The sequence below is a fragment of the Bacteroides sp. genome (assembly GCF_028690125.1).
Taxonomy (GTDB): Bacteria; Bacteroidota; Bacteroidia; order Bacteroidales; family Bacteroidaceae; genus Bacteroides.
Map to the genome: position 1 here is coordinate 24,420 of NZ_JAQVBV010000022.1, position 24,906 is coordinate 49,325.

The 24,906-nt window shown below is 39.0% G+C and carries 17 protein-coding genes and 1 pseudogene; 8 read left to right on the forward strand and 10 right to left on the reverse strand.

The features are described 5' to 3' along the window. Positions 1–106 precede the first annotated feature (106 nt). On the forward strand, positions 107–958 hold the full coding sequence (locus PHO71_RS14805) for a TIM barrel protein (protein WP_300204806.1): 852 nt from the start codon (positions 107–109) through the stop codon (positions 956–958). Positions 959–1,240: 282 nt separating this feature from the next. Beyond that, the gene (locus PHO71_RS14810) at positions 1,241–3,733 is read left to right on the forward strand and encodes a glycoside hydrolase N-terminal domain-containing protein (RefSeq protein ID WP_300204879.1); all 2,493 of its coding nucleotides are present in this window, start codon (positions 1,241–1,243) and stop codon (positions 3,731–3,733) included. A gap of 608 nt (positions 3,734–4,341) precedes the next feature. On the opposite strand, the gene thrC is transcribed toward PHO71_RS14810, so the two are convergent. The 3 genes from thrC to thrA all read right to left on the reverse strand — a co-directional run bounded on the left by thrC (position 4,342) and on the right by thrA (position 9,404). Continuing rightward, entirely contained in the window at positions 4,342–5,643 is a 1,302-nt protein-coding gene (thrC, locus tag PHO71_RS14815) for a threonine synthase (protein WP_300204808.1), read from the reverse strand. Between the two features lie 87 nt (positions 5,644–5,730). Further along, a complete protein-coding gene (locus tag PHO71_RS14820) occupies positions 5,731–6,939 on the reverse strand; it encodes a cofactor-independent phosphoglycerate mutase (RefSeq protein ID WP_300204809.1) in 1,209 nt (402 codons plus the stop codon). 29 nt (positions 6,940–6,968) lie between these two features. Then, the gene (thrA, locus tag PHO71_RS14825; RefSeq protein WP_300204811.1) at positions 6,969–9,404 is read right to left on the reverse strand and encodes a bifunctional aspartate kinase/homoserine dehydrogenase I; all 2,436 of its coding nucleotides are present in this window, start codon (positions 9,402–9,404) and stop codon (positions 6,969–6,971) included. A gap of 396 nt (positions 9,405–9,800) precedes the next feature. On the opposite strand from thrA, the gene PHO71_RS14830 reads away from it, so the two are divergent. From PHO71_RS14830 to PHO71_RS14840, 3 genes and pseudogenes are all read left to right on the forward strand, one after another. Further along, on the forward strand, positions 9,801–10,076 hold the full coding sequence (locus tag PHO71_RS14830) for an asparaginase domain-containing protein (RefSeq protein ID WP_300204813.1): 276 nt from the start codon (positions 9,801–9,803) through the stop codon (positions 10,074–10,076). Next, entirely contained in the window at positions 10,073–10,270 is a 198-nt protein-coding gene (locus tag PHO71_RS14835) for a hypothetical protein (protein WP_300204814.1), read from the forward strand. Before PHO71_RS14830 ends, PHO71_RS14835 begins: the two co-directional genes overlap by 4 nt. Further along, a pseudogene (locus PHO71_RS14840) lies at positions 10,183–10,482 on the forward strand (L-asparaginase 1); the annotation flags it as partial. The gene PHO71_RS14835 and the pseudogene PHO71_RS14840, both read left to right, overlap by 88 nt. 434 nt (positions 10,483–10,916) lie before the next feature. Here the strand turns inward: PHO71_RS14840 and PHO71_RS14845 are convergent. The 7 genes from PHO71_RS14845 to PHO71_RS14875 all read right to left on the reverse strand — a co-directional run bounded on the left by PHO71_RS14845 (position 10,917) and on the right by PHO71_RS14875 (position 20,519). Next, on the reverse strand, positions 10,917–11,786 hold the full coding sequence (locus tag PHO71_RS14845) for a hypothetical protein (protein WP_300204816.1): 870 nt from the start codon (positions 11,784–11,786) through the stop codon (positions 10,917–10,919). A gap of 80 nt (positions 11,787–11,866) precedes the next feature. Continuing rightward, positions 11,867–12,145 (reverse strand): PqqD family protein, encoded by a 279-nt coding sequence (locus PHO71_RS14850; RefSeq protein ID WP_300204818.1) that lies wholly within the window; start codon positions 12,143–12,145, stop codon positions 11,867–11,869. 31 nt (positions 12,146–12,176) lie between these two features. Then, positions 12,177–13,664, reverse strand: coding sequence for an MBOAT family protein (locus PHO71_RS14855; protein ID WP_300204819.1), 1,488 nt, complete (start codon positions 13,662–13,664; stop codon positions 12,177–12,179). Then, the gene (locus tag PHO71_RS14860) at positions 13,642–14,925 is read right to left on the reverse strand and encodes a GDSL-type esterase/lipase family protein (RefSeq protein WP_300204821.1); all 1,284 of its coding nucleotides are present in this window, start codon (positions 14,923–14,925) and stop codon (positions 13,642–13,644) included. The genes PHO71_RS14855 and PHO71_RS14860 overlap by 23 nt, the downstream gene beginning before the upstream one ends. Positions 14,926–14,944: 19 nt before the next feature. Further along, complete coding sequence (locus tag PHO71_RS14865; RefSeq protein WP_300204823.1) at positions 14,945–16,390, reverse strand: hypothetical protein; 1,446 nt, start codon at positions 16,388–16,390, stop codon at positions 14,945–14,947. Between the two features lie 236 nt (positions 16,391–16,626). Next, entirely contained in the window at positions 16,627–17,760 is a 1,134-nt protein-coding gene (locus PHO71_RS14870; protein WP_300204824.1) for a helix-turn-helix domain-containing protein, read from the reverse strand. 779 nt (positions 17,761–18,539) lie between these two features. After that, positions 18,540–20,519, reverse strand: coding sequence for a tetratricopeptide repeat protein (locus PHO71_RS14875; RefSeq protein WP_300204826.1), 1,980 nt, complete (start codon positions 20,517–20,519; stop codon positions 18,540–18,542). 546 nt (positions 20,520–21,065) lie between these two features. Here PHO71_RS14875 and PHO71_RS14880 point away from each other — a divergent pair. From PHO71_RS14880 to PHO71_RS14890, 3 genes are read left to right on the forward strand one after another with little or no spacing between them, the layout of a single operon-like run. Then, a complete protein-coding gene (locus PHO71_RS14880; protein ID WP_300204827.1) occupies positions 21,066–21,827 on the forward strand; it encodes a hypothetical protein in 762 nt (253 codons plus the stop codon). After that, a complete protein-coding gene (gene radA / locus PHO71_RS14885; RefSeq protein ID WP_300204829.1) occupies positions 21,827–23,194 on the forward strand; it encodes a DNA repair protein RadA in 1,368 nt (455 codons plus the stop codon). Before PHO71_RS14880 ends, radA begins: the two co-directional genes overlap by 1 nt. A gap of 42 nt (positions 23,195–23,236) precedes the next feature. After that, positions 23,237–24,895 carry an NAD(P)/FAD-dependent oxidoreductase gene (locus tag PHO71_RS14890; RefSeq protein ID WP_300204831.1) on the forward strand — a complete coding sequence of 553 codons (1,659 nt, stop codon included), beginning with the start codon at positions 23,237–23,239 and terminating at the stop codon, positions 24,893–24,895. Positions 24,896–24,906 lie beyond the last annotated feature (11 nt).

Sequence of the window (24,906 nt, forward strand, 5' to 3'; positions counted from 1 at the left end):
TTAACGCTTAGCGTTATCGTACACGAAGAAAAAGACACTATATTTGCTACCATTAAAAAACAACTTATTCCGACGCAATTAAAGGACAACTTATATTACTAATATCATGGAGAAATCAAGAAGAACATTTCTTAAGAGAAGCCTTGCCGGTGCCATCCTTTTGGGAACAGGCGGTATGGCTCATGCTGAATTACCGGAACCGGCAAAATTAAAGGCTCCGAAGTCTGTTAATCCATTCCATTTAGGAATGGCAGGTTTTACGTTTGCTAAATTTGACTTGGATACTACTTTAAAAACTTTGGAACGCCTGGATGTTCATTATCTATGCATCAAAGATTTCCATTTGCCATTGAATAGTACTGATGAACAAATTAAAGCTTTTCATGAGAAATGTACCACTCATAAAGTTACGGGGTATGCTGTAGGGCCCATCTACATGAAAAGTGAAGCAGAAATAGATCGTGGTTTCGAATATGCCAAACGTGTTGGTGTAAAAACAATTGTGGGAGTTCCTAATTATGAATTGCTTCCTTATGTCGATAAAAAGGTTAAGGAATACGATTTTAATTATGCCATCCATCTGCATGGACCTGATATTAAGATCTATCCTGATGCTACAGATGTTTGGAAACATACAAAAGACTTAGATCCGCGTATTGGTATGTGTTTGGATATAGGCCATGATTTGCGTAATGGTTGTGATCCGGTTGCAGACTTGAAAAAGTACCATACTCGTGTCTTTGATATGCATATCAAAGATGTAACAGATTCGACAAAGGCTGGACACGCCATCGAACTCGGACGCGGAAAAATTGATTTTCCGGCATTGATTAAAATGATGCGAAAAGTAAATTATACAGGAATGTGCAGTCTGGAATATGAAAAAGATATGGGAGATCCATTTATGGGTATAGCCGAATCAATCGGTTATTTCAAAGCTATATCAGATATGTCATAAAAAAGATAATAAAAATAATCAATTACAGAAATAAACCCACTGTTTTACCTTAATCTGTTAACAATAAGTCTATTTTTGAACTAGCGGTTGAATTAGTTTTATTGATTAGAGGCTTAAATTTTACTGAGGAAATATTTATTTTGAAGTTCATAGACCGAAACCTTCACACCGGAAAGATAGTGGATAATCGTGATTTTTCCCTATGCCACTGGCATATAAATCAAGGTATTTATGTAAATTTGTACAGTTTATAAAGTAAAACAGACTTTTAATACTATGAAAATGAAGAAACTCTATCTGCTTCTTATCAATGTGTGTTTATCTTTCTCCGGGCTTCAGGCAGGAGAAACCGACTATACACAAGGACTTTCTATTTGGTTTGACACTCCAAATACCTTGCAAGGATATGCCGTTTGGTATAATGGAAGACCGGATATACCGAAAACTCAAGACGAACTGGAAATAGCCGGAAATACCAATAACAATCCGGACACCAGTTGGGAATCAAAATCATTACCTATCGGCAATGGCAACATTGGGGCAAATATCATGGGGTCTATTGAAGCGGAACGCATTACTTTTAATGAGAAAACTCTTTGGCGAGGAGGTCCTAATACAGCCAAGGGAGCCGATTATTACTGGAACATCAATAAAGAGTCAGCCCATATTTTAGACGAAATACGGAAAGCATTTACAGAAGGAGATCAGCAGAAAGCAGAAAAGCTGACTCAACTCAACTTCAATAGTGAAGTAGCTTACGAGCCCGATGGGGAAAAGCCGTATCGTTTTGGAAGCTTTACAACTATGGGAGAATTTTATGTAGAAACCGGATTGAATACCCTCCATATGAATGGATATAAGCGTATCTTATCTCTGGATTCTGCCATGGCGGTAGTACAGTTTAAAAAGGATAATGTGGCTTATCAACGTAATTACTTTATCTCTTATCCGGCAAATGTAATGGTAATGCGCTTCAGTGCAGATCATCCGGGAATGCAGAACCTGATATTCAGTTATGCTCCCAATCCCGTATCCACTGGAGAAATGAAGGCGGACGGCAAGAATGGTTTAGTATATACCGCCTCTTTGAATAACAATGGAATGAAATATGTAGTCCGTATCCAGGCAGAAGCTAAAGGCGGACAACTGACAAACGAGAATGGAAAACTGATTGCCAAAGGAGCGGATGAAGTCGTGTTTTATATTTCCGCGGATACCGACTATAAAACTAATTTTAATCCGGACTTTAAAGATCCGAAGACTTATGTTGGCGTCAATCCGGCTGAAACAACACGTCAATGGATAGACAATGCCGTAGTTCAAGGATACAAAGCTTTGTTTAAAGAACATTATGATGACTATGCTGCATTATTCAACCGCGTTAAGCTTAACCTGAATCCTACCATAAAAACGGATAATTTACCAACCGGACAACGGTTGAAGAACTATCGACAAGGACAGCCGGATTATTACCTGGAAGCACTGTATTATCAGTTCGGCCGTTATTTGCTTATTTCCAGTTCCCGACCGGGTAATATGCCGGCTAATCTACAGGGAATCTGGCATAATAACGTAGGTGGCCCCTGGTCTGTGGATTATCATAATAATATCAACATACAGATGAACTACTGGCCTGCCTGCTCCACTAATCTGAATGAGTGTATGCTGCCTTTGGTCGATTTCATCCGTACATTAGTGAAACCGGGCGAGAAAACCGCACAAGCATACTTTGGGGCAAGAGGGTGGACAGCTTCCATCTCCGCCAATATCTTTGGATTTACTACCCCATTGGAAAGTCAGAATATGTCGTGGAACTTCAATCCGATGGCAGGACCTTGGCTAGCTACGCATATCTGGGAATATTATGACTATACGAGGGACCTGAAATTTTTAAAAGAAACAGGGTATGAACTGATAAAAAGCAGTGCGGATTTTGCCGTCGATTATTTATGGCACAAGCCCGATGGTACTTATACAGCTGCTCCGTCTACCTCTCCCGAACATGGTCCCATTGATCAGGGAGCTACCTTTGTACACGCAGTGATACGTGAAATCTTATTAGATGCTATCGAGGCAAGCAAAGTGTTAGGAGTGGATAAAAAGGAACGAAAACAGTGGGAACATATACTAACTAATCTGGCTCCTTACAAGATCGGGCGTTACGGACAGTTAATGGAATGGTCGGTAGATATCGACGACCCGAAAGATGAACATCGTCACGTGAATCATTTGTTCGGACTGCATCCGGGGCGTACCATTTCACCAATTACCACTCCGGGGCTGGCAAAAGCAGCTAAAGTAGTTCTGGAACATCGCGGTGATGGTGCTACAGGCTGGAGCATGGGATGGAAACTGAATCAATGGGCACGTCTACAAGACGGAAACCATGCATATACTTTATTTGGCAATCTGCTAAAAAATGGAACATTGGATAATTTGTGGGATACCCACCCTCCTTTCCAAATTGATGGAAACTTTGGCGGAACGGCAGGAATCACTGAAATGTTGCTGCAAAGCCATACAGGATTTATTCAGTTACTGCCAGCTCTGCCGGATGTCTGGAAAGATGGTTCTATTAGCGGCCTGTGTGCAAAAGGAAATTTTGAGATAGCTATGATATGGGAAAATGGCAAATTGAAAGAAGCTACTATTCTATCAAAATCCGGAAGCAACTGCACTATAAAATATGCAGGAAAAACGCTGTCTTGGAAAACAGTAAAAGGACATAGTTATCAACTTAAATATGATAAAACAAGAGGATTGTTCAGAACTTAATGAGATTAATAAAGAGCACTCTTATTTCAATTAATATTTTATTTCCAGCTTGTTACACACTAAATAGGAATGGGTCGTAACAATTAACAAGTCGCATCGTTACTTTTAAATTGTCGCTTTGCAGTACGTAAGTATTTCATTGCCTAACCATTTTTCGTTCCACTTAAGTGGAACGAAAGTTCTATTATAGTAGTTCGCTAGTTCTACTTAAGTAGAACGAAAATTAATTAGGTAATAAGAAAAATAATTCATGCAGAGGAGAAAAATAAATATAGAACTGTTATAGCTAATTGTTTATGATACAAGAGATGGTCTATTTTCCATACGTTATTTCAGTCCTTTCACGAAACGAATATGAACACAATTAGTAGCGGTAATCCCAAGGCTAGAAATTAAATCAGTCATATGTCCCAATACTATGAATAAAGTGAAATTCTACATGCCTATAGCATAATTACATTTTTAAATTAACCGATTAAAATATGAAAAGGATCTATTTGAAGAGTCCAATATTCCTATTAGAAAAAATCTCCTTATTTTAGCCCTGTTTCATAAATGAGATAGGGCTAAAATAAAGAGACTCTCTTTTAATACAACAATTTTTTTTATCAGATAGAAAGCAAATACTGTTTAAAGTCCGCAAACTCCTTCGTCATCGGCAAACTTTTCTTTTCTCCTTTCATAAAAGCCTGTAGCTTAGCCGGAATTTCGACTGTTTCACCAATAATACCTTCTACTGTTTCAAGGAACTTAGCCGGATGAGCTGTTTCAAGAAAAACTCCTGTTTCTCCGGGTTTCAATCCTTCTTGCAAAGCACGATAACCGCAAGCTCCATGAGGATCGAGCAGATAATGATATTCATTCCATGTAGCTTTCACGGTTTCACGAATTTGTTCATCATTATAAGTGCAGCCTGAGATTTCAGCAACAATATCTGCATGGGAACTACCATATAAATCAAGAACACGGGCAAAATTACTAGGATCACCCACATCCATTGCATTTGCAATGGTGGCAACGGACGGACGAGGATTATACTGACCGGTTTGAAGATATTGATAGAAAATATCATTGCGGTTATTAGCAGCAATGAAACGTTTAACAGGCAATCCCATTTTCCTTCCAAATAACCCGGCAGTAATATTACCAAAGTTTCCGCTCGGTACACAGATAACAGCATTATCTGCTTTTCCGGTGCGTTTCAATTGAGCGTATGCATAGAAATAATAAAATGCTTGAGGCAGGAAGCGCGCTACATTGATAGAGTTAGCCGAAGTCAGAGACAAATGCTCGTTCAGTTCTTTATCCATGAAAGCAGCTTTCACCAATGCCTGACAATCATCAAAAGTACCTTCGACTTCAAGAGCCGTAATGTTCTGCCCCAACGTGGTAAATTGCTTTTCCTGGATTTCGCTGACTTTTCCCTTCGGATATAGCACATAGACATGAATTCCCTCTACTCCCAGAAAACCATTTGCCACAGCGCTACCTGTATCACCGGAAGTAGCAACTAATACATTCACATCCTTCTGCCCTTCTTTCCTGATAAAATAGCCTAGCAAACGGGCCATAAAGCGTCCACCTACATCTTTAAAAGCCAGTGTTGGTCCATGAAATAATTCTAATGAATATATATTCTCCGTTACTTTCACCAAAGGAACATCGAAACTTAACGTGTCATATACAATCTGCTTCAATGTATCTGCGGGAATATCTTCACCAAAGAAAGCATCGGCTACCCGATAAGCTATTTCCTGAAAAGACAATGTATCAATTGTATCGTAAAACTCCTGCGAAAGAGGTTTGATAGTCATGGGCATAAAAAGTCCTCTGTCAGCAGCAAGTCCTTTCACCACAGCTTCTTGCAATGAAGCCATCGGTGCTTGTTTATTTGTACTGTAATATTTCATTATATTATATTTTAGAGTCCAAGACAGATTATACAGATTTAACCAGACATGAAATACTAAGAAACAGTCTGCATAATCCGTAGTGAATTACTTCATAAATTCTTTTATAAACTCATCCTCTTTCATTACTCCATAGCTACCATTACAAGAAGCTACTTCATCAAAAGTCTGCACTTCATCAGATTCAATACCCGGATACCAGATTAAGAACGGAACAGGTTCGGCAGTATGAGTACGAAGTTCGCAAGGAGTCGGATGGTCCGGCAATACAGCAATGGCAACCGGCTCTTCCCAATCCTTCACTGCTTCATAAATAGGTCCAACAGCACGTTTATCCAGATTTTCAATCGTCAGAAGTTTCAGGTCGATATCTCCTTCGTGTCCTGCCTCATCGCTGGCTTCAATATGAAGATAGACAAAATCATCTGTCTTCAAAGCTTCCAAGGCAGCAGCAACCTTATTTTCATAATTTGTATCATAAAGTCCGGTAGCTCCTTCCACAGCAATACGAGTTAAACCTGCATAAAAGCCAATACCGTTAATCAAATCCACAGCGGAGATAACGGCTCCTTTCTTTATCTGAGGAAAAGTCTCTGAAAGTGTAGACATCTGCGGACGATACCCCGGACTCCAAGGCCAGATACTGTTTGCAGGATCTTTACCTTCTTCCATTCGTTTTTTATTCAAAGGGTGATCTTTCAGCAATTCCTGAGACTTTAGGATCAACTCATTAATCAAATCTGCTGTTTCCTTAGCTTCCGGCACCAAAGGCTTAACCATCAACGGACGGAAAGGTTTCAAAGGAACATCGTGGGGAGGTGTACAATCCAACTCTTTATTTCCTCCTTTAATAACCAGTAAATGACGGTACTGCACGCCCGTGTGGAAACGTATCTTGTCATTTCCTAATTTCTCTTGCAGATAGTTGATTAAGATATCGGCTTCCTCCGTAGAAATATGACCGGAAGAGTGATTCTTCAGAATATCTCCTTCCACACAAATCAGATTGCAACGCATTGCCATCTCTCCCGGTTGAAGATCAACACCGATACTAGCAGCTTCCAGGGGTCCGCGGCCTTCATACACCTTCGGAAGATTGTATCCCAATACAGACATATTAGCTACTTCACTACCCGGATGGAAACCTTCGGCCACAGTCATCAGCCGTCCGTTTCGCCCCATTCGGGCCAATTTATCCATATAAGGCGTCTTCGCATATTGCAGGAGCGTCTTTCCTCCTAATGACTGCACCGGCCAATCGGCCATCCCGTCACCCAATATAATAATATGTTTCACTTTTACTTAATTAAGAATGAAGAATGATGTTAGACGTTTGCGATACTCATGATATCAGCAAATACTCCGGCAGCCGTTACTCCGGCACCGGCACCGTATCCCTGAATCATCATCGGATATTCTTTATAGCGTTCCGTAGTCAGCAATATAATATTGTTGCTACCTTCCAATCCGTAGAACGGATGGTTGGCATCTACTTCCTGCAAACCAACTGAAGCTTTTCCATTTTCCAGTTTAGCTACAAAACGCCAATGTTTATGTTCTTTTTCCAATATTTGACGACGCGCTTCAAAATCGGCATCAAGACTCGGAACCTTCTTCCAGAAGTCGTCCAACGAACCGTCAAAGAAGTCGTTCGGAACAAAAAGATTCTTTTCCACATCTTCCTGTTCGATACGGTAGCCGGCCTCACGCGCCAGAATCACCAGTTTACGGATAACATCCTTACCACTTAAGTCGATACGTGGATCCGGCTCAGAATACCGTTCTTCCTGTGCCATCTTAATAGTACGGCTAAAAGGAATATCAGCACTGATTTTATTAAAGATATAGTTCAACGTACCCGAAAGTACAGCTTCTATCTTCAGAATCTTGTCTCCACTATGAATAAGGTCATTGATGGTATTAATAATCGGAAGTCCCGCACCTACATTAGTTTCAAACAAATATTTTACTCCACGCTGACGGGCAATCGTTTTCAGTTCGCGGTAATTATCGTAAGCCGAAGAAGCAGCAATCTTATTGGCAGCCACTACAGAAATATTATGTTGCAAGAAGTCCTTATAGAGTGACGCAATTTCTGCACTTGCCGTACAGTCTACAAACACCGAATTGAAGATATTCATACCAATCACCTCCTCACGGATTGACTGAAGATTACTATCTTTTCCTTTCTCTTTCAACTCTTCACGGTAATTAGCCAAATCGAAGCCGCCACGACTAAACATAGCTTTTGCAGCGTCAATAACACCTACTACGTGCAATTTCAACCCGTTTTCCATCATCAACTTTTGTTGCTGGCAACGAATTTGTTCCACCAAGCTTCCTCCTACAGTTCCGATACCGCAAATAAACAAATTAAGTACCTGATATTCGGAAAGGAAAAAAGAGTCGTGAATAACGTTCAATGACTTACGCAATGATTTTCCATCAACAACAAAAGAAATATTTGTCTCCGAAGCACCTTGCGCACAAGCTATTACATTAATACCGTTACGTCCCAGTGTTCCGAACAACTTACCTGCAATACCCGGTGTATGCTTCATATTTTCGCCTACAATAGCCACCGTTGCCAAATCTCTCTCGGCAAGAATGGGTGAAATCTCACCCATTTCGATTTCTTTGGCAAACTCTTCGTTCAATACTTCACAGGCCAGATCAGCATCGGCATTACGCACACCGATAGAAGTACTATTCTCGGATGAAGCCTGCGACACAAGGAATACACTGATACCATTCTTAGCCAACGCCTTGAAAATACGGTAATTGACACCAATCACACCTACCATACCAAGACCTTGAACAGTAATCAGACTAGTATCATTGATAGAAGAAATACCTTTAATAGCCTTGCTGTGAGGATTGGAAACTTCTTGTTTGATAACGGTTCCTACTCCTTCCGGATTGAAAGTATTCTTTATCAGAATAGGAATATTCTTATGGTATACCGGATAAATAGTAGGTGGATAAACCACTTTAGCACCAAAGTTACAAAGCTCAGTAGCCTCCACATAACTCAATTCGGATATTGTATATGCAGTGGAAATAACACGTGGATCAGCCGTCATAAAGCCATCCACATCTGTCCATATTTCTAAAGAATCCGCATCAAGAGCAGCAGCAATAACAGCAGCCGTATAATCCGAACCGCCACGACCGAGGTTCGTTACATCTCCCGTCATTTTATCGGATGAGATAAATCCCGGAACCAAAGCTACTTTCGGAATAGAACCGAATGCCTTCTTTACCAATTCATTGGTCAGATCAGCATCGATTGTATGCTTATTATGTTTCTTTTCTGTTTTAATAAAAGTACGTGAGTCAAACCATTCGGCTTCATCAATCAGTTCGGCAACGATGATAGAAGAGAGCCGCTCTCCATAGCTGACAATAGTATCCGAAGTTTTGGGTGAAAGGTCCTTTATCAGATAAATACCTTGAAAAATGTCTTTCAATTCATTTAACAACTCTCCAATACGGCGTTGCAACGCCACTTGACCTTCTCCGAGAGGAATTACTTCCTTTATCATTTCCACATGGCGATAAACAATCTCACGAAATTCGCCTTCATAGGAAGAATCTCCAACTGCTGCCATTTTCGATGTGTTTATCAATTTATCAGTGATGCCTCCTAATGCGGAAACGACTACAATTACCGGCTCATTTGCCGACTCAACAATTCTCTTTACGCTTAAAATGCTGTCCACGGAACCTACGGATGTTCCGCCGAATTTCATTACTTTCATGAAGATGTTTATTTAAATGCAATGTGCTGTATATACTAAATAACAGTACGATTGGTTGTTTACAAAAAATAGATATTGAATTTTGCTTTTTCAAAAAGCGTGAATCACGTAGATACACAAATATTATCCTCAACCCCTAAGGGTCATGGTACACATGGATGTGACTGTATGTGGATAATACTTCATCATTGTCCTTTGTTCTACTATTGTTTTTGATAAGTGTCGCAAAAGTAATAATAAAAACATTCAAACTATCACTTTTTTCGATATTTTTCTGATAAAAAGAATCTTCTCTCTTGCTTCTATTCTAAAGTACGGCCGCACTTTTATGGCATTTTGCTATTAAACATGGATTATATTACTATATTCGCAAAAATAGAAGCATAAAATCAGCACATGAACCTACAATATACTTCCGTATTGTTAATATACACAGGCGGTACGATTGGAATGATCGAAAATGCCCAGACAGGTGTACTCGAAAACTTCAACTTCGAGCAACTGCAAAAACACATACCCGAATTGCAGAAATTCAACTTCCCGATCAATACTTATCAGTTCGATCCTCCAATGGACTCTTCGGAATTGGAACCGGATATGTGGCGGAAGCTGGTATTCATATTAAATATAATAATGTACAGATTCACACCCATAAAAAAGAACGCGAATTGAAACCGCATTATCTGATGGATACTAATGTAGTGGTACTTAAACTGTTCCCGGGGATTCAGGAAAATGTAGTAGCTGCTATTCTAGGAATTCAGGGGCTAAAGGCTGTTGTACTCGAAACGTATGGTCCGGCAATGCTCACCGAAAAGAATGGTTTATACAACGACTTTGCCAGGCTAGTGCACAAGGAATTGTGATAGTCAATGTGACACAGTGCAACGCCGGAATGGTAGAAATGGAACGATACAAAACAGGATATCAGTTATTGCAAGCAGGTGTGGTATGCGGCTACGACAGTACGACGGAATCAGCGGTTACCAAATTAATGTTTCTATTGGGACATGGTTATACACCGGACGAAGTACGCGACCGGATGAATAGGTCAATGGCAGGAGAAATTACGATTTAAGACTTTGCTATAATCAAAAAAGTAGCCTCCTTTTGATCCATTAAAACCTATCGCCATTATTACTTGCAATAAGTAATAATATAAATCACTGATTAAAAACACCTGCCAATTCAGCTCGTTAAAATATTATTAGTCAGTTAATCACCTTATCACAATTCCACAAGCACACTAAATATCAGAATATTATAAAAATAAAACTAGTATTTTTTCTAATTATGACTCCCAATGAGAAAGAACAGTTGAACCGGAAGACACTCATTGAGAGGAGCCAGCAATTAGCAAAGCCAGTACTTCAAAAATGAATAATTTCGATTAATCAATCTTCTTTCCTATTATTGAGAAATACTCAACGACATGATGTCCATATTATGATTTAGAAATCCTCCCATACAAACCAAAAGACAGTTGGTAACCAACCAGTATTCTTGTTTTTCTTAGATTTTGGGGAACACTGTTGTGTACAATAGTCTCACCGCTTCCTCATCTGGCAGACATTCCAACTGCCAGACTGGAACGAAATTAAGTACTTCAGAGATTGTGTCGCAAGTATGCCTAGACAATTCCTTGTCTTCAGCAAACACTGACGGACAAGAAGGGAGTATGGCACTAACAGCTTCAAGCATCCATAAACGGTACATTTGGTTATGTGATGCTTGTGAAAGGTGAACAATGCCCGCCAGAGGAATACACTTATTTTGAAAACAGGGTGTGTTTTTACTCCACGGAGAACCACATATATAGGGTGTTGAGCTATCCCTTAAAATGATGAAACCATTGTCGGTAAGCAGAGTTGAACCGGGAATGTGTTTTAACCACAAGTGGGTATGAGTACTTTTCACAGTGTCCGAGTCGGCCAAGAAAACAATGGCTTTATTATCGAATACAATGACCGAGGCATATATAACGATGGCTTGCCCGGCAATAAGCATTCCGAAGGCTGCCCAGAGGGCAAACTGAAGCAGATCAGGTTTCATCAAACCACCCAGAATACACTCGCGACAGCCGAGACGATAATTTAAAAACAACGGTTTGTCATCTTCGGGGGACATTATAGTAAGCTGGTAAATATCATTTTGCAGACGGACAAAATGTCCGACAATATTCTCAAAATCAATTCTATAATGCAGAGCAGATTCCTCCTCAACTAATAATTCTTTATTCGTTTTATGCGTGAGGTAAAAAGTAAAATAGGGTTTCCCGGGTTTGACCTCAAAAGGTTCAAAGCTGCAAACACGCTGGATAGCCTCAGCCTTTTCACCTGTGACACAAATCAAAAATCCGGCTATGTTGTAATACTTATCCATAATTATTCAATAGTTAGAACATTGTTTTTTGGGTTGCCAACCCACACAGAGCAAAGGGCATTCTTTTTTTTATTTCAGTTTTACAATTCGAGAATATTGTGCCGTAAGAGTACGTCAATCCATCTCCGAACATCAGAGATAATGGTAGGCAGATCCACCTCAATCTCCAGATCAAATCTAAACAGAAGTAGGCAGATAACATCTTCTTCAGTAAAATCGACTCCCGCCAGTTGTTCCCACAACCATACGGCATTGGGATTGAGAGAGAGGATGCGGATGGCTGTTCGCTTCTTACCACGGGCAATGACTAAGTTTTCACCGGCAACGGAATGGATATGGTATTCATTTTTAATTCTCATATTATTAACTGCATTTCGAATGATTGGATTATCAAAACTGAAAATAAATAAAGGGTTGTAACTCTGATGACTTCACTTGTGCAATGAGTACAATGAGCAGCACCAGCAGAAGTGTTTTCATCTGCCATGACATATCAACTACTTTCTGCCTGGACCAGCCAACCACTTTTTCCGGGATAAACTGACCTATGAGACATAAGCCAATCAGTAATAAAATAACGGAGTACTCCTTTACAAAAGGTAAGAAAACCGAACCGTTAAAATGCAAGAAAATCTGCGATAATACCCCCATCCCATTTTCCATACTCTCCGCCCGGAAGAAAATCCAACCTAAGCAGATCAGATGAAAGGTGAGTACGGTTCCAATAACCCGCTGCCAAAGAGGCATCTCTGCCCCGTTTGACTTCAAGGAAGGAAAGACAGACATCAGAAACTTATGAGTAACCAGATAGACCCCATGCAAAGCACCCCATAAAATGAAGCGTAAAGAAGCTCCGTGCCACAGCCCACCCAGCAACATTGTCAGCATCAAATTACCATACGTTCTCATTTTTCCCTTTCGGTTACCTCCCAGCGAGATGTATAAATAATCCTTCAGCCAGGTAGACAAAGAGATGTGCCATCGTTTCCAAAACTCAGTGACCGAAGCCGACCGATAGGGCAAATTGAAATTGATGCAAAAGCGATATCCAAATAACAACGCAATACCGATGGCCATATCCGAATAGCCGGAGAAATCACAATAGATTTGTACAGCATAACCATATACAGCAAACAAATTCTCAACACCAGAATAAAGCGTCGGGGCATCAAATATGCGGTCTACAAAGTTGACACTGATATAATCGGAAATAATACATTTCTTGAATAGTCCCAACACGATGAGCATAAAAGCTTCAGCCCATATTTCTTTTGTCAACGGAACCGACTGATGTATCTGAGGAATAAAATCTTTTGCCCTCACAATAGGTCCCGCTACCAGTTGCGGAAAGAAAGACACATAAAAAGTATAGTCAATGAGCCGATGCAAAGGTTCCAACTTGCCCCTATAAACGTCAATCACATAACTCAACGATTGGAATATGAAAAACGAAATACCTATTGGCAACATGATATCCAATGGTTGAAACGGACGGTTGATGACGTTGAAGAATAAGTCAAGCAAAAAATTCGTATATTTAAAATAGAACAAAATGCCCAAATCAAATACCAGACTTAACACCAGCCAAACCTTTTTCATTTTTTTGTCGACCGTTTTATAAATGAGATGGGCTGCCAGATAATCAATCACAACAACTGTAAGTATCAGAATCAGATATAAACCGTTCGTCTTATAATAAAAATAAAAGGAACACAACACCAAAAAAGCTACTTTATAAGGCTCGTACTTCCGAATAAAGGCATAGAGCAACAATGCTCCTGTCAAAAAAAACAAGAAAAAAGAACTATTAAATAAAAATGCTTCCGCCGGATTATAGCGGAAGATATCTACTAACTTATTGAGATCGACGTTGAACATAGTCGGAATAATTACTGATTAATGCATCATAAAATAGATTTCCAAGGATAGTATAACCGCTTTTTTTGAAGTGAACTCCATCTTCAGCCAAGTAGCCCGCCTGATAAAGTTTATAAGCAGAATCATCTCCTCCAAGAATAGAATAAAGATCCCAATACGCATATCCTTTTGCGGTGGCATAACGAATCAATGACTGTCGGACATAGCTAATATTTGTATTGCTACTTTGGGTTTTCTTTACGTTCTCTCCGAGACAATCGGGAGGAGTCGTGATCAGAATCGAAGCCTGAGGATTTGCTTTGTGTATGGGTTCTATAATCCGGTCAATCTCAGCAAAAAAATACTTCTCTTTTAACTTACCTCGAAAAGCCTCGTTGGTACCTAGAGAAAAGATAAATAATTGTGGAGCCAAAATCGTCATTTGTTGCGCAAAGTGCTGTACACTGGCATAGTGGCGAAATTGTGCCCCATTTAGCCCTACAGCATGATAAAGAATACCGCTCTTGCCATTCTCCAGATTAAATCCATAGTAAATGGCAGAGTCCTTCTCAGAGCGGACGGTAGAAGTTAAATGAAGTTTATTGACCCACTTATCAAGGCAAACAACGGAAGCAAAGGGATACTTACTTTTTTCGCAATGAGATTCTATACCAATATCTGTGACAACAAGTTCCGGGGCTTTTTCGTGATGAAATACTGTCACCTTATTGAAAGAATGATCTGCATCATTATTTCCTACAGATGCCCTTATCTCAAACGTAAATTGCTCGTCGTACGTCTCAATCGATAGTCCACCCAATCCCATCGGAATCTTATGCGTACTATGTACGCAAAGTGATTTGTTCCATTTTGATTCAGAACGAATCAGATAGTCGTAAGGCTCATTGGTACGTGCCAGTTTCAATGGAAAAATCAATCCACGCCCCGCACTGCCAAAATGCTGTTGCAAACGGTTCATAATCGTTACGGTTAAGAAACCTGCTTGTATATGAGAATCTCCGATGTGCATGATAGATACTATATTCGGAGTACTTCCTTTTTTATTTCCCATCTGCCGCTGAAACTGTGACAATTTATTTAGTTTATGATAAAACGGTTCCAGCGCAAAGGATGGATCTGATATCTTATTCAAATCGGTACGAATAAGAGATGGATTTCCTGCATTTGCCTTTTGCCCCGTGTGCTGTCCCCACACAAAGGATGGCACCATCAATAAACAGACATAGCAACTCCAAAAAACAAGCAAACAATTATCTTTCATTATATATTACCTCTCTACTTTAAGGGTTAAGACGTTTTTTTTCTTTCATTAGAGACTCAAACAGTTGCTCAGCTATTTTGTCTCCACCCAAATAGTTGATATGTGTATAATCTTTTGCAGCCATAGGAGGTTTGTGATCTACAAACTGCGCCATACTTTTTTCTCCTCCCATTGCCTTATAAGTATTCCAAAAGGCAATACCCGCTTCACTAGCTGCCTGTCTTTGCGCTTCAATAAGCGGCAATACTCCCGGATGTGTAGTGATACCTTCGGCACTTTTACTTCCTTTATCACCAACACTCATCATTAAAATAGGTACGCCCGGATAACATTCCTGCAAACGTTGTATGGCATTTACCATTAGTTTCTTGTACGATGGATACCATTTCTTATCGGTCGCTATCACGTTAAGCCCATACTGTATCACCAACAAATCGTAGGGTACATGCTGAGTGAGTTGCATAGAAAGCTCCTTACTCATCGTTGACAGTACGCTACCGGAGGAACCTCGTACCGAGAAGTTATCTACATAAATTCCGGAAGTGTTGTTCAGGTACATACCAAATGCGGTGAATCCATCCACTTTCTTAACCTGGATGCTCACGGATTGAATAGCCGGATCGGAGAATACCAATTGCTGAACAGACTCTGACGATTCAGGTTGATACTCGACAGAAGGCTGGTTATTGATACTCACCATGATTTTAGTATGTTTCTGATTGATAAAGAAAAAGGAAATCATGGTCACCGGCTCGTTCTTCACCGTTTTCAAAGAAACGGAGGCACCTTCCTTGTTGGGAGTAAAGTAAAATCCTGAAAGGCAGAACTTTTTCCAGTCGGCTTTTTTATAATAAACCATTGAATAAGTAGTCCAATCCGAAAATGTATGCCGTATCGTCTGCCTATATTGCGCGGCCGGCGAAGCTATTGGAACAAAACCGACCCCTGAGCCTCCATAACGAGACTGCAAAAGTTTCCTAAGTTTAGCTGTGATGATATCAGCCTCGATAAATGAGTCTCCCAATACACCTATACGTACCGGACGGGTCTTGATGTCATTCTGCAAAGCTTTATAAAAAGAAAAAAGTGCTTTTTTATTCGGTGAATAGTCTTCAATAGGAACCCCATCTGAAGGGACAGAAGTATTTACGTCAGCATTGGATGGTGTGCATCCCGATACTTTCAGGCTGTCTTCACCATTACATAGCTTTGATCCGAGAGAAGGTTTCCCTCCTAAGCTATCTTTTGCCAATAATAATAGTTCTTCCTCATTTTTATCAAACGACGTTTCCATTAATGATTTATCATCCGATTCTTTTTCTAGGCTATCAGTTCTGAGTATGTCGGACAAAATATTAAAATGTTTGTATTTGATCTCAAAATCGGGAACTACTCCAAGTAACAGTAATAGAATAATGGTTGCACATAGAACCGTCAATCCCTCTTTTAAATAATTTCCTTTCATTAATTAATAGTTGGTTAGTTATAATAGTTAAAACTTTCATTTAACTTAGTTTTATCCACTATTTTGTTTTGATATTTTATCCATTATGTTTTATTTTCCTTGTTTGTTTAAATTGCCGGCAAATATATAATACTGTCCTCTTCCACGCATTATTGATTTTTGCTCTTCATTTATTGATTTTTGCACAAAACCCTATATTTAACTAAAATCGGGTAATGACAGGTAAGCAAATAATGTTATTGATTGACTAATATTCTATATTCCGATGGATTCATTCTTTTTATTTTTTTAAATGTACTACTCATATTGGAAAGATCAGAAAATCCCGTTTTATACGCAATTTCTGATAAAGTCATCGTACTACTTTCCTTATTCGACAAAATCCTCTCCACCTCTTGTACTCTGAGAGTGTTAATCCATGAATTAAAGCTTAGATTATAGTGTAGATGAATAAAATCAGCAAGCTTCCGTTTAGGTATTCCAGTCATCAGAGAAACCTCCTGAATCGTCAGCCCATTCTTTAAATAAGCCTTCTCTTCGTCGTTAATCCATTTCTCAATAGATTCATGTATCATACGATATTTGTTTTCGCTTCGTATCACTCTTTGCTGGGATTGCTCTTTGATGGCATCATCTGCTGAGGATTTGTTTGATTTTTCCTGCCTACCTTTTTCGATCACTTCAAACTCATTTTCAATCGGCTTTTCCTGTTTGGTTTCAAGGCTCTCAGTAACCGATTGGATAGTATGCAGCAGGTATTGATAGTTGATAACCTTCATGGTATAGAAGATTACAATAAAAATAAGCATGATATCGTAAACAAAATTATAGTAGATTGAATTGACGACGTAGGACAATGTGACAAAAAACAGGATCGGAATAATTGAATAAAACATTTTACTCATCCATCCGGAATACTTTAACTCATTGTTCCTAAAGAAATCCTCCAATACCTTTTCGTATATTCTTCGAGCTTTAAAACATTGTGCTACAGAGATTAGCACACAGACAACAGTTGTACCTAAGATGGCCGTTCGTATAATTAATATAGGTGAATCGGCAATTGTATTAACATATTGCTGCATTGAATAAATCTGTAAGTTACCTTGAGAAGCTACCATAATATGATGAAGAAGCACTAGAAAAAAAGGAAGTGAAAACGACCATATTAGTCTTTGTCTGAAACTTTTCCTAGCATTACATAGGTATAAGAAGGAGTACATTCCAAGAAAACAACCTATTGGGAAATTCGTTATGCTGTATATATTCAATATTTCTATTTTTTCACCACTGAACTTTCCTATCGTCAAAGCAATGATAATGGATATACTCGACAACCACCACATAAACGCTATATAGCGTTTAGCCATACGATAAGGTTTATCGTATGGATGAGGTATTGTTTTTAAGAAAAATAAGATTATCCCATTTATAATTAAAACGAATGTCAGCATTAAATTAGATAGAAGTGTTAGGGAACTCATAAATAGTTATATGTTTTATCTTTGGATATTTCTATTCTTTCGATATTGTCAGGCAAATATAAAACAATATCACACCTTTTACTTTATTGATTTTTGCTTCTATTTATGGATTTCAGCGTATAATGCCTTATTATTGGAAATCTGTAAATATTGCCAAATAAGAGAGTTTGTATTTGAATAAACACTCTTCCTTCGAAAATCACAATTTATTTTTTTGTTTATATCATTTGATTCAGTAACCATTTTAATTCTTCTTTTTATTTACGAGTTCTTTGATCGATTTATGAATATTCGCCAAAGACCAGATACTTTAAGTTTAATAAAACAATTAATATAATAAGTATTTTAAAAAAAAACACAAGTCGAAACATCATGCAAAGAAGCACAAATAACCCTCTGTCTATTGTATTGCAAACATAGACAATCGTTAGTATTGTAGATGCATTGAGAGGGGGGACAAAAAGTGGACAGGTGAAATAATACTTAATTAGATAATATTATAATGCTCATTTTCAGTTATTCATATTATTATGCAAACTTGCCACATAATGCGCCAAATAATATTGCAAATCTCAATTGGATAAAAAACGAACCAATATGCTTTTTAATTTTAGTTGCCATTTGAAGTTGGAATTACTCTCTAAGTTTGTTTTTCGGACTCCTTATTAAAGATTTAGAATGAAAGATGCCAGATTTTCATCACGATCAAGTTCCAGCTTTTTGCGCAAACGCATACGGGCTTTCTTTAGTGCTTCATCGGATTGGAAGGTAATTTGCGCAATATCTTTGTTTGTCATGTTCAACTTCAGGAAAACACAGAGTTTACGTTCATTGAGCGTAAGCGTGGGGAAAGATTTGTTGAGTTTGTCATAGAAGTCGGAATTCACTTTGAGAAATAAGGTTTCAAACTCTTCCCAGTTGGAGTAAACAGACTTATTTTTATAGTAGCTAATAAGTGTACGTATGTTTTTCTCTCCTTCTTCATCGGTATTCTCAATACTTTTCAGCATTTTCATACAGTAGGCATCACTTTCAGAGTTCTGCACCAATTGAAGAGTGGCTGAAACCATCTCTTTCTGGCTGTATTCCAGTTGACTATTTATCTGATCAATTTCTAACCGGAGTGCTTTCTTCTTTAACCTATTAGAAAGATAAAGCTGATACAAAAGGATAAAGACCAAAAGGGTCACTGCTATGAGGGAAAAAATGATATAACGTTGGTTTTTTATCTTCAACTGCTGATTTACTTTCTCCATCTCGTACTTCTGCTTCTCTTTATCGTATTTATATGTACTTTCCAGTAAAGTCATCTTACGCACATTTTTCTCATTAAACATACTGTCATTCAACTGTTTGAAGTTCGCGTGATTGAGATAGGTACCTTTATAATCACCAGTAGCGACATAGATATCGGCAAGTAATTTATAGCTATTTTTCTTTAACTCTTGATACTGTATCTCGCTGCCCACCTGCAGTGCACGGTTTGTACATTCGATGGCACGAGTATATTGCTTTTGAGTATAATAGAGGATACCCAACTCGCTTAATGCTTCGCCACAAGCATATTTTAATTCTGCCTTCTGTGCTAAAGCAAGCGCTTCTTTAAGATTTTTTTCCGCTTCGCTAAATTTCTTCTGCCCCGTATAAACAGAGCCGATACTACATAGCAGGTTGATGGTTTTATTAATTTTCTTTCCTTGCACCATCTGAAGGGCTTTTTGAAGATAGTACAAGGCTTCAGGATGCTTCATCTGTTGGTAGATACTACCAGTTTTGGTGAAGCATATAAATATCATGCTGGAATCGTTCATTTCTCTAGCAATTTGGAACGCTTGATCAACGTTTTTCAGTGCATCTTGACAATTATTCAAAGTAGACTTGATGTCTGCAATGTCGATAAGAACGTTGAAAATTCCTATTGAATCATTGTATTGCTCAGAGATATGGAGAGAGGAAAGTTTATACTCCAGTGCCTGCGGACTATTGCCTTGCCGTTGGAAGATAGAACCCATGGCAAGATAGGCTCTCGATAACATCAGTTGATTGCTTGTCTCTGTTGCTTTGTCAATCACTTGCTGAAACTTTGTGACTGCTTCAAGATACTGCCCCTTTCTCATCAGATTGTTTGCAGTGCTATACAGTAATTTGATATAGAGAGATTGATCTTCTAAACCGGAGGCTATTTGCAAAGCCCTGTCGAATGACCGGTCGCTAGTTACGACATCACCCAAGCCTTGAGCCGCATTGCCAATAGCCAAGAGGTAGTTGCAAATACCTGTTTGATCGTTCACCTGTTCTGCTATATGAAGTGCTTGCTTGTAATAGCTAAGTGCCAACTGCTTATCTTTTGTATGATAACTCATCCCCATAGTCCATAAACTAGCGGCTTTGCCTTCAAGATAGTTCAATTGATCAGCCATCTTCTGTGATTGCTCGGCATACGATATTGCCTTTTTCGGATTACTTCTATGAAGTTCGAAAGCTAGCTTATTGAGCATATTCACTTTGGCTGTGTCTGTACGTGTATAACCAGCTAAAACAACCTCAAGGCTGTCTACTGGGAAGAACTGCGAAAAAGCAGAGAAAATAGATAGAAAAGTAAAAGACAATAGAGACAGGATTGCCCTATTTCGTATTGTATCCATAATTAACTCAGAAATTTTTTTTATGATTGCAAAGATAGTGTTCACTTTGTCCAGTTGCAAACTTATTGCTGATTAATTTATTTAATCGCCTCTTTTCATTTTTTATAAAAAAACATCTCAGCAAAGCTTTTTGATTTAATTGTATCCAGTAATATCTACGAAATTATTGGTCGTTATCTCACCATTAAATTCCATGCTTATTTTGACAAAAATATCATAATAATAAATCATAATGTAGTCAGAGCCAGAATAGAAATAATACCGTTTTACATAATAAAATCTGAGATAAAAATAGAAATATAAAACGATTTCGGGAATAAAATGGGTTTATATCAGATAAGTGTCAGAACAGCATCCGGACGATAGTATATACAATGAGAAAATAGCGATCGTATTCATTTGTTTTTTCAACATTAGAGTCTAAATCAACTATTGATTCACATTAATGAAAAGAATATCTTTTCTCCAGAAGAAAGAAAAGATGCACAAAACTGCTATCTTTGTAAAATAATCAATGATGATGAAAAATAATCAATAAAGCAAATTATGGTACATAGAACTATTTATTTTATACTGCTAGCATATTTTATTGGTACATCTTCAGTATACGCACAAGAGAAAGTTACCACTAAACAAGGACCATTTGTAGAAAACGATACTACATTTCTACTTAAAAAGTATTATTCCGGTTTTACTCAAAGCATATATATAGAAAAAGACAAGGAATCCAGGCCTTATAAACGTCTACTAAATTTCACTATGAGTAACTATGATATTGATCAGTATAATGAACTTGTAGAAATTTACACGAAAAAAAATCTTGGTCCGCTTAAGACACACAATTTATTTAATTTACCCGGCAATTGGGTTCCTCTCTATCTATATCAAGGAGAATATTATTTGTATTCCCCAAGCGAAGGAGGACTTAATGGAAGGAGACAAATCAATGATTCCACATTAATCTGCAATTATATAGATGGTCCCTATCCATATATTATCAACTCGGTGAAACAACCCTCTCCAGCAATCTATCACATAAGCACCTTAGAGTCTTACTCCAATACAGATTTACTCCGTAAGCCCAGTGATTTATATATTTATATGATCGATCCTGTCAATGAAATTGCAGTCTGGCAATATACAGCCAATGATGGAAAGCCGTCTTATACTTTGTATGTTTCGGAGAATAAAGCCAGAAATTTCAATATGATTGTATGGAATACTCCATACGAAAAAGAATTTGATGAATTTGAATTCGACCAGATTGATTTCAAGAAGTTAATAGAGCAATGCAAAAATAAGCAGTAATGGCTAAAGAAAAAACGGTATATGTATGTAGTAACTGTGGACAGGAATCTCCGAAATGGGTAGGCAAATGTCCATCATGCGGAGAGTGGAATACGTATGTCGAAGAGATTGTACGAAAGGAAACGCCTAACCGGCGCCCTGTTTCCGGTATCGAAACTCAGAAAGCGAAACCACTTACTCTTAGTGAAATAGAAGCAGATGATGAACCACGTATCAATATGCACGACGATGAATTGAATCGTGTTTTAGGAGGCGGACTTGTACAGGGTTCTTTGGTCTTGATCGGTGGTGAGCCGGGAATCGGTAAATCAACCTTAGTGATGCAAACCGTACTCCATATGCCGGAAAAAAAGATTCTCTATATATCCGGAGAAGAAAGTGCCCGGCAATTGAAACTTCGCGCCGATCGTCTGTCCGAAGTTTCCAGCGACTGCCTCATTGTTTGCGAGACTTCATTGGAGCAAATCTATGTACATATAAAAAATACCCGCCCTGATCTGGTGATTATCGACTCCATTCAGACTATCTCTACGGAAAATATAGAGTCTTCTCCGGGAAGCATTGCTCAGGTACGCGAATGCTCGGCTTCTATCCTTCGTTTTGCCAAAGAGACCCATACTCCGGTATTGTTGATCGGGCATATAAATAAGGAAGGAAGCATTGCCGGGCCGAAAGTACTGGAGCATATTGTAGACACCGTCCTTCAGTTTGAAGGAGACCAACACTATATGTATCGCATTCTTCGTAGCATTAAGAATCGTTTCGGGAGTACTGCGGAATTAGGTATTTACGAAATGCGTCAGGATGGCTTGCGTCAGGTTAGTAATCCTTCGGAATTATTACTGAGTCAGGATCACGAAGGGATGAGTGGTGTTGCTATTGCTTCTGCCATCGAAGGAGTCCGTCCATTTTTGATTGAAACACAGGCTTTAGTCAGTTCAGCTGTTTATGGAAATCCCCAACGTTCGGCAACAGGTTTTGATATACGAAGAATGAATATGCTATTGGCTGTTCTTGAAAAGCGGGTAGGTTTTAAACTTGCACAAAAGGATGTTTTCCTAAATATTGCGGGAGGATTGAAAGTAAATGATCCGGCTATTGACCTAGCAGTTATTAGTGCTATTCTTTCTTCTAATATGGATGCAGCTATCGAACCGGAAGTTTGTATGGCAGGTGAAATCGGTTTGTCAGGAGAGATACGTCCGGTAAACCGCATCGAACAACGCATCGGAGAAGCTGAAAAACTGGGCTTCAAACGATTCTTATTGCCTAAATATAATTTGCAGGGGATAGATACAAAGAAGCTAAAAATAGAATTAGTGCCCGTAAGAAAAGTGGAAGAAGCTTTCAGGGCATTGTTCGGATAAAATAAAATCAGAAATCGTAATCATATAACCAATCGAGTAACAATGATCCAAGAATATCAACTCCGTATCCTTCCCGAAATTGCAGCCAATGAACAACGGCTGAAAGAATATCTTGTGAAAGAGAAAGCGCTAAATCTACGTGAAATTAACGCTACCCGCATCTTAAAGCGAAGTATCGATGCTCGCCAACGCACTATCTTCGTTAATCTGAAAGTACGCATTTATCTCAATGAGATGCCTGCGGATGATGAATATGAGCATACTATATACAATAATGTGGAGGGAAAGCCACAAGTTATTGTAGTCGGTGCAGGCCCCGGCGGATTATTTGCAGCATTGCGCCTTATTGAACTCGGTTTACGCCCGGTAGTCATTGAACGTGGAAAAGATGTACGTGAGCGGAAAAAGGATCTGGCACTGATTAGTCGCGAACATATGGTAAATCCCGAGTCTAATTATAGTTTCGGCGAAGGAGGTGCAGGAGCTTATTCTGACGGCAAACTCTATACTCGAAGCAAGAAAAGAGGAAATGTAGATAAGATACTGAATGTATTCTGTCAGCACGGAGCTTCTACGGCAATATTGGCAGATGCACATCCACATATAGGCACGGATAAACTGCCACGTGTCATCGAGAATATGAGAAATACCATTATTGAATGTGGAGGTGAGGTACATTTTCAGACACGAATGGATGCTTTGATTATTAACAATGACGAAGTAAAGGGAATAGAAACAAATACAGGAAAAACATTCCTGGGGCCGGTCATCCTGGCAACAGGGCATTCCGCCAGAGATGTATATCGCTGGTTAGCGGCTAATAATGTAACTATCGAGGCAAAAGGAATTGCAGTTGGTGTTCGCTTGGAACATCCGGCTATGCTTATTGACCAGATACAATATCACAATAAAAACGGAAGGGGAAAATATCTCCCGGCAGCCGAATATAGTTTTGTCACTCAAGTAGAAGGACGAGGAGTATACAGTTTCTGTATGTGTCCCGGTGGATTTATTGTCCCTGCTGCCAGCGGACCGGAGCAAGTAGTAGTAAACGGTATGTCTCCTTCCAATCGCGGTTCACAATGGAGTAACTCGGGAATGGTTGTGGAACTTCAACCGGAAGAGGTTATTGATGAAGAATTAAGAATGAAGAATAAAGAATTAGTTGCGCAGCAAGATGAACAGTTGCTTGCATTTAATCCTAATCTCACGGAAGTACAACTTTCAACAATTAATTCACAGATTCTTCCGGTGCTGCATTTTCAGGAAGAGTTGGAAAGACAATCTTGGTTGCAAGGAGGTAGACGGCAGACAGCACCAGCACAACGAATGTTAGATTTCACTCGTAAGAAGTTAAGTTATGATTTGCCGGAGTCTTCATACAGTCCGGGATTGATTTCTTCTCCGCTTCATTTTTGGATGCCTGAGTTTATTAGTAAGCGATTATCACTTGGATTTCAACAGTTCGGTAGAAGTAGCCATGGATTCCTGACGAACGAAGCCGTCATGATTGGTGTGGAAACACGTACTTCTTCTCCTGTCCGGATCGTGCGGGATAAGGAGACATTGCAGCACGTAACTATTCGTGGACTATTCCCTTGTGGAGAAGGAGCCGGATATGCCGGTGGGATTGTTTCTGCAGGAGTGGACGGGGAGAGATGCGCAGAAGCTGCCGCTCTTTATCAGAAAACTAAAATATAAATGATTAGATA